The sequence below is a fragment of the Streptomyces sp. NPDC057302 genome (assembly GCF_042667685.1).
In the GTDB taxonomy this organism is placed as follows: Bacteria; Actinomycetota; Actinomycetes; order Streptomycetales; family Streptomycetaceae; genus Streptomyces.
The window spans coordinates 21,472-27,984 of record NZ_JBHUZJ010000104.1 but is presented as its reverse complement, the minus strand read 5'-3'; the positions used below and the strand labels follow the sequence as shown (position 1 = coordinate 27,984).

Here is a 6,513-nt window from a genome sequence, read left to right as displayed (position 1 = left end):
GCTGTCTGTGCGGGCGCTTCAGCGCCTCATGTCAGCGCTTCTTGCGGAGAGCCGCCAGGTTGTTGTAGCCGGTCTTCGCGAGCTTCAGGGACTGGCCGAGATCGGTGCCGCTGGGCGCGTTGTCCTGCTCGACCATGGGGTTGTGGTAGTTCTTCTCGCCGACACGGCTGAAGAAGGTGCGGTAGTCGATGACGCCCTCGCCGAAGGCCACCATGTCGTAGCCCTCGCCGCTGGTGTCGTTGCGGGTGCCGTCCTTGGCGTGGAACAGCGGGTAGCGCTTGTTGTTGCGGCTGACGAGCGCCGCCGGGTCGAAGACCTTCTTGCGCTGGGAGCCGTCGTGCGCGGTGTACGTGTGGAACTTGTACTGCGCGACGTGCGCCCAGTAGATGTCCATCTCCAGCCAGACCGTCCTCGGGTCGGTGGCCTTGAGGAAGTACTCCAGCCTGCGGATGCCGGAGCTGCGGGTCGGGCGGCCCTGCGCGTCGAGCGGGCCGCCGTCGAGCAGGAATCCGTACGCCGCGTCGTGGTTGTGGGTGTAGAGCTTGATGCCGGCCTTGCGCGCGATGGCTCCCAGGGCGTTCCACTTGTCGGCGGCGACGTCCCAGTCGGCCTTGTACGAGCTGTTGGTGGGGTCGCCACCCGTGCCCATGTGGTCCATGCCGAGGATGTTGGCGATCTCCAGGTGCTTCTTGAACGTGTCGAGGTCGGGCTGCGTCAGCGGCCATGACCCCGGTATGAAGCCGTGGTTGCCCTGGGCGCGCAGGCCGTAGTCGTCGAGCCAGGAGCGCAGCAGCTTGGCGCCCTCGACGGACTCCAGGCTGGCGCCGCCCGGGGCGTTGGCGTGCTGGCCGTAGCCCGCGAACTCGACCTGCTTGTAGCCGTAGCGGGCCAGCTCCTTGAACACCTCGCGGAAACCGGAGGGCAGGTCGGAGGCGAGCGGGTCACGGCCGGTCGCGTCACGGACCGTGTAGAGGATGATGCCGCGCTTCTTCGCGGGCACCAGTTCACTGCCGTGACCGCCGTGACCGTGGTCGTGACCGTGGCCCTGCGACTGGGCGAAGGAGGGTGCCGCGCCGAACACGGGCGCGGCGATCGCGCCCGCTCCGACGGCGGTGCACGTGCTGAGGAAGCGGCGGCGGTTGATGCCGAGACGCTGTCTGAGGGCCTCGTCGGCGGGAGTGTCGTGGAAGTCGGTCACGGGTGCCTCTCCTGGGCTCTTGGACGTGCGGGTGGACGTGCGGGCGGACGCCACTGGCGCGTTGTCAGTGACGCGTGTTTCACTCTTAGTAACTGCTCCTGGTCGAAGGGGTGCTGGGGCGAGGTGTGTCTCAGCCCAGGCCCGCCAGGTCCAGGAGGAGAGATTTCACGGCGGTGGCCGCGATCCGGTCGGGAAGCGCATGGGGGGTGGAGCTGATGATGAGCGGACCGTCGTCGTCGCTCGTGGGGAGGCGGCCGTGGCTGCCTCGAATAGGAGACGGGTCGATGGGCACGACCGCCATGCGATAGCGCATGCCGAGCTTCTTGCGGGCCAGCGCGCCCGCGGCCTTCACGCGGACGTAGGGGTCCTCGGGGTCCATGAAGAGCTCGACGGGGTCGTAGCCGGGTTTGCGGTGGATCTCGACGAGCTGCGCGAAGTCGGGCGCGCGGGCGTCGTCGAGCCAGTAGTAGTACGTGAACCAGGCGTCCGGCTCCGCGACGGCGACGAGTTCGCCGGAGCGCGGGTGGTCCAGGTGGTTGGCCTTCTTGCCCTCGTCGTCGAGGAGTTGCTCGATTCCGGGCAGGTCGGCCAGTGCCTGCCGGGTCGCTGCCAGGTCCTCGGGCCTGCGCACGTAGATGTGGGCGATCTGGTGGTCCGCGACGGCGAAGGCGCGGGACGTCATCGGGTCGAGGTACTCCATGCCGTCCTGGGTGTGCACCTCGAGCAGCCCTGCGCGGCGCAGGGCGCGGTTGATGTCCACGGGACGGTCCACGCGCGTGATGCCGTACTCGGACAGGGCGACGACGGTGCGGCCCTCGGCCTTCGCCTCGTCGAGGAGGGGGGCGATGGTCGCGTCGAGTTCGGCGGCGGCCCGGTGGGAGCGCGGGTCGTCGGGGCCGAAGCGCTGGAGGTCGTAGTCGAGGTGGGGGAGGTAGCAGAGGGCCAGGTCGGGGTGGCGGGTGCTGATGATGTGGCGCGTTGCGTTCGTGATCCAGCGGCTGGAGACGATGTCGGCGCCGGGGCCCCAGAAGTGGAAGAGGGGGAACGTACCGAATTTCTCGGTGAGTTCGTCGTGCAGGGCCGGGGGCCTGGTGTAGCAGTCGGGTTCCTTGCGGCCGTCGGCGTAGTAGACGGGACGGGGGGTGATGGTGATGTCGGTGTCGGCGCCCATGGCGTACCACCAGCAGATGTTGGCGACGGTGTAGCCGGGGTGCGCGCGACGGGCGGCGTCCCACAGCTTGTCGCCCGAGACGAGGCCGTTGTGCTGGCGCCACAGGAGTACGTCGCCCAGCTCACGGAAGTACCAGCCGTTGCCGACGATGCCGTGCTCGGCGGGGGTGGTGCCGGTGAGGAAGGTGGACTGGGCCGCGCAGGTGACGGCGGGCAGGACCGTGCCCAGCGGGGCCTGGGAGCCGGACCGGCCAAGCGACTTCAGGTGCGGCATGTGGTCGAGGAGGCGAGGGGTGAGACCGACGACGTCCAGGACGAGGAGAGGGGTGGGGCTCATGGGAGTTCCTTGAGGCCGAGGTCCGTCAGGAGATCGCGGGCGAGGGTGAGCTCGGCGGCGATGCCGTCGGCGAGCTGGGGGCGGGAGCGGGGGCGCAGTTCGGGCGGCAGCGCCTGCCAGGTGTAGGTCTCGACCTCCAGGTGGCGGGTGCGCGGGTCAGGGCCGCCGACCAGGTGGGCGAGGGTGTCCTTGAGTACGGGGAGCGTGGAGGTCAGCGGCGGCGCGGGAGCCGCGTGCAGGGGGACGTGGAAGTGGGCGCGCCAGGGGGCCGTCTCGGGCAGGGCGTCGCCGGCGAGGGATTCGCCGAGGTCGTCGGTGCCGTGCAGTCCGGCCGCGGTGCGGGTGCGCGTCTGGTGCAGGAAGCGGGGCTCGTCGAAGGCGGCGAGGGCCTCGCGGACTCCGGGGAGATGGGGGTGTTCGGCGTGCAGGGCGGCGGAGAGCTGGGACTTGACGACGGGGATGCCCGCGGCGGCGAGGGCGTCGAGCGCGGTCTGCGGGTCCTCGAAGGAGGTGGCGAGGTGACAGGTGTCGACGCAGACACCGATGCGGTCGTGGCCGATCGCGGTGAGGGGGGCGATCGCGTCGGCCGTGGTCTCGACGGTGCAGCCCGGTTCCGGTTCGAGGCCGATGCGGATCGATTTGCCGGTGAGCTCCGCGAGTGCGTCCAGACGTTGGGCGAGCGCGGTGAGGGCTGCGCGGGCGGCGTCGGCCCGGGTGGCGTCGAAGGGGGTGCGCCAGGCGAGGGGAAGCGTGGAGATGGTGCCTTCCGCCACGTCGTCCGGGAGGAGCGCGGCGAGCAGACGGGCCAGGTCGGTCGTGTGGGAGAGGCGCTCGGGATCGGTCCAGTCCGGCTTGTAGACCCGGTACTTGACCTCTTCGGCGCCGAACCCCTCGTACGGGAAGCCGTTGAGGGTGACGACTTCGAGGCCGCGCCGGTCGAGTTCGGTGCGCAGGCCGCGCAGCGCGGCCGGGTCGGTGACCAGGGCGTGCGCGGCGTCCTTGGCGAGCCACAGGCCGATGCCCAGGCGGTCCCTGCCGAGCCGTTTGCGTACGGGTTCGCAGTGGTCGCGGAGTTGCGCGAGGACGCCGTCGAGGGTTTCGGCGGGGTGGACGTTGGTGCAGTACGCGAGGTGGACGACACTGCCGTCGGGGTGCCGGAAGCGCATGGGTCACGCCCCGCCGCGGAGGATGGAGTTGCCCTCGTGGGTGGCTTCGGTGTCGGTGACATCGAGCGCGAGGCGGCCACTGAGTCCGTAGAAGGCGACCGGGTTGCGCCACAGCACCAGGTCGACGTCGTCCTCGCTGAAGCCGGAGTCGAGCATGGCGTCGGCGACCTTGCGGGTCTTGAGAGGGTCGCTCTTGCCCCAGTCTGCCGCCGAGTTGACCAGCACGCGCTCGGGGCCGTGGTCGCGCAGGATGGCGACCATCCGGTCCTCGTCCATCTTGGTTTCGGGATAGACGGAGAAGCCGAGCCAGCATCCGCTGTCCTTGGCCTCCTTGACCGTGGTCTCGTTGAGATGGTCGATGAGGACCCGCTCGATCGGCAGCGCGGATTCCCGGACCACGTCGAGGGTGCGGCGCAGTCCCGCGAGCTTGTCGCGGTGCGGGGTGTGGACGAGCGCGGGGAGCTGGTGGTCGGCGGCGAGCTGGAGCTGCGCGGTGAACGCGGCGTCCTCGGCGGGGGTCATGGAGTCGTAGCCGATCTCTCCGACGGCGACGACGTTGTCCTTGACGAGATAGCGGGGCAGCGCTTCGAGGACCGGGGTGCAGCGGGGGTCGTTCGCCTCTTTGGGGTTGAGGGCGATGGTGCAGTGGTGGGCGATGCCGTACTGGGCCGCGCGGAAGGGCTCCCAGCCCAGGAGGGAGTCGAAATAGTCGAAGAAGGAGGCGGGTGAGGTGCGGGGCTGGCCCAGCCAGAACGCGGGCTCGACGACGGCGCGGACGCCTGCGGCGTACATGGCCTGGTAGTCGTCGGTGGTGCGGGACGTCATGTGGATGTGGGGGTCGAAGATGCGCATCAGGACTCCAGTTCCTCGCCGGTGGAAGGGGTCGCGGGGGCCGAGGGCGCCGCTGCGGCCGAGAGGGCCGTAGGGGCGGCCAGGGCCAGGACGCGGTGCAGATCGCTGGGAACGGTGCGGCCGGCGGCGGTGCGTTCGCCCGCGTAGTCGCCGAGCATGCGGGCGAGTTCGGCGTCGGCGCGGGCGCGGCGGTCGAGGTCGGCGACGGCGTCCAAGGGGACTCCGGTGAAAAGGCACTTGAGAACTGCGTGGCGCCAGTCGTGCGGGGCGAGGTGCCGGGCGGCGTACGGGCCGACGGCGGCGGCGACGAGCCGGGTGTCGTTGGTGCGCAGGGCGTCCTCGACCAGGGGCAGCGCCCCGGGTCCCTCGACCAGGTGGGGCAGGGCTTGCAGGACGGCTCGGCGCTCGGCCGCGGTGCCTTGTTCGTAGACGCGGGTGAGGGTGGCCGGGTCTGCTTCGGCCGTGTGCAGGAGCAGCACGCGGGCGGCGTCGGCGTGGTCCTGGCCGCAGCGTCGCCCTGCCTCGACGAAGCGCAACTCCCATACAGGGGGCGGGCTCTGCTCCGGCCGTCCGCGGTGGGCTGCGGCCTCCGCCGTGGCCTGGTCGAGCCAGGCGCGGGCGGCTCCGTCGAGGGTGGCTTCGAGGTGGCTGCGGAGGTCGTCGATGACGGGGGTGTCGGTCACGGGGTTCCTCCTTTGGCCGGGGCGGGGATCGCTTCGGTCGCCGCCTTGTGCAGGAACTCGATGGACTGGCCCGCGAGTTGGGGGCCCGCATGGGAGTGGCGGGGTAGTTCGACGACGGTGAGGCCCTGGTAGCCGGTGGCGGCGAGGGCTTCGAGGACGGGCGGGAAGTCGATCTCTCCGTCCCCGAACGGGAGGTGTTCGTGGACGCCGCGGCGCATGTCCTCGATCTGGACGTGCCGTAGCCAGGGGGCGGCGGCGCGGACGCAGTCGGCGGGAGACTGCGGTTCGAGGCACTGGCAGTGGCCGATGTCGAGGGTGAGGCCCAGGAGTTGGTGATCGTCCAGTGCGTGACGCAGCCGGTGGAAGTCGGCGAGGGTGGAGAGGAGGTGGCCGGGTTCGGGCTCGATGGCCAGGGGCACGGCGGCTCCGGAGGCGGCGTCCAGTACGGGGCCGAGGGCTTCGGCGAGCCGCTGCCAGGCGGTGTCCTCGGGGGTGCCTTCGGGGGTGATGCCGCTGAAGCAGTGCACGGCGTGGGCGCCGAGGTCGGCGGCGACCTGGACGGCACGGATCAGCAGGCGGACACGGGCGGCGCACGCGTCCGGGTCGGGGTCCAGGAGTGAGGGGCCGTGCTTGCGGCGGGGGTCGAGCACGTAGCGGGCGCCGGTCTCGATCGTCGCCGTCAGCCCGAGGCGCTCCAGGCTGCGGGCCACGTGGCGGGTGCGGGCGGCGAGGTCGGGGGCGAGCGGGTCGAGGTGCATGTGGTCGAGGGTGAGTCCGACGCCCGCGTAGCCGAGGTCGGCGAGGAGGCCCAGGGCGTCGTCGAGGCGGAGGTCGGTCAGCCCGTTGGTGCCGTAGCCGAAGCGGAGGGGGGGCGCCGGCTCCCCGCCGGGTGCGTTCCCGACCTGTGGCGTCGCGCGAGGCCTGCTCGGTCGGGGCGCTTGGGGCCCGCTCGGTCGGGGCGCTTGGGGCCCGCTCGGCCGGGGCGCCTGGGACCCGCTCGGCCGGGGCGCCTGGGGCCCGCTTCTTCCGTGCGCCGTGGGTGCGTCTCCTGTTCCGTGCGTCGGTGATCCGCCCGTGGGAGCAGGGCCCCAGGCGGTGGTCCGAACC

At 71.4% G+C, this 6,513-nt stretch carries 6 protein-coding genes; all 6 read right to left on the bottom strand.

Annotated elements, in window-relative coordinates; genetic code table 11:
* Window positions 1-31 precede the first annotated feature (31 nt).
* A complete protein-coding gene (locus ACFUPX_RS40130) occupies window positions 32-1,198 on the bottom strand; it encodes a sugar phosphate isomerase/epimerase family protein (protein ID WP_383333959.1) in 1,167 nt (388 codons plus the stop codon).
* 130 nt (window positions 1,199-1,328) lie between these two features.
* Window positions 1,329-2,705, bottom strand: coding sequence for an alkaline phosphatase family protein (locus tag ACFUPX_RS40125; protein WP_383333957.1), 1,377 nt, complete (start codon window positions 2,703-2,705; stop codon window positions 1,329-1,331).
* Window positions 2,702-3,871 carry a metabolite traffic protein EboE gene (eboE, locus tag ACFUPX_RS40120; RefSeq protein ID WP_383333955.1) on the bottom strand — a complete coding sequence of 390 codons (1,170 nt, stop codon included), beginning with the start codon at window positions 3,869-3,871 and terminating at the stop codon, window positions 2,702-2,704. Before eboE ends, ACFUPX_RS40125 begins: the two co-directional genes overlap by 4 nt.
* Before the next feature lie 3 nt (window positions 3,872-3,874).
* Window positions 3,875-4,723 (bottom strand): TatD family hydrolase, encoded by an 849-nt coding sequence (locus ACFUPX_RS40115; RefSeq protein WP_383333953.1) that lies wholly within the window; start codon window positions 4,721-4,723, stop codon window positions 3,875-3,877.
* Window positions 4,723-5,406 (bottom strand): EboA domain-containing protein, encoded by a 684-nt coding sequence (locus tag ACFUPX_RS40110; RefSeq protein WP_383333951.1) that lies wholly within the window; start codon window positions 5,404-5,406, stop codon window positions 4,723-4,725. The genes ACFUPX_RS40115 and ACFUPX_RS40110 overlap by 1 nt, the downstream gene beginning before the upstream one ends.
* Entirely contained in the window at window positions 5,403-6,245 is an 843-nt protein-coding gene (locus ACFUPX_RS40105; RefSeq protein WP_383333963.1) for a sugar phosphate isomerase/epimerase family protein, read from the bottom strand. Before ACFUPX_RS40105 ends, ACFUPX_RS40110 begins: the two co-directional genes overlap by 4 nt.
* Between the last annotated feature and the right edge of the window lie 268 nt (window positions 6,246-6,513).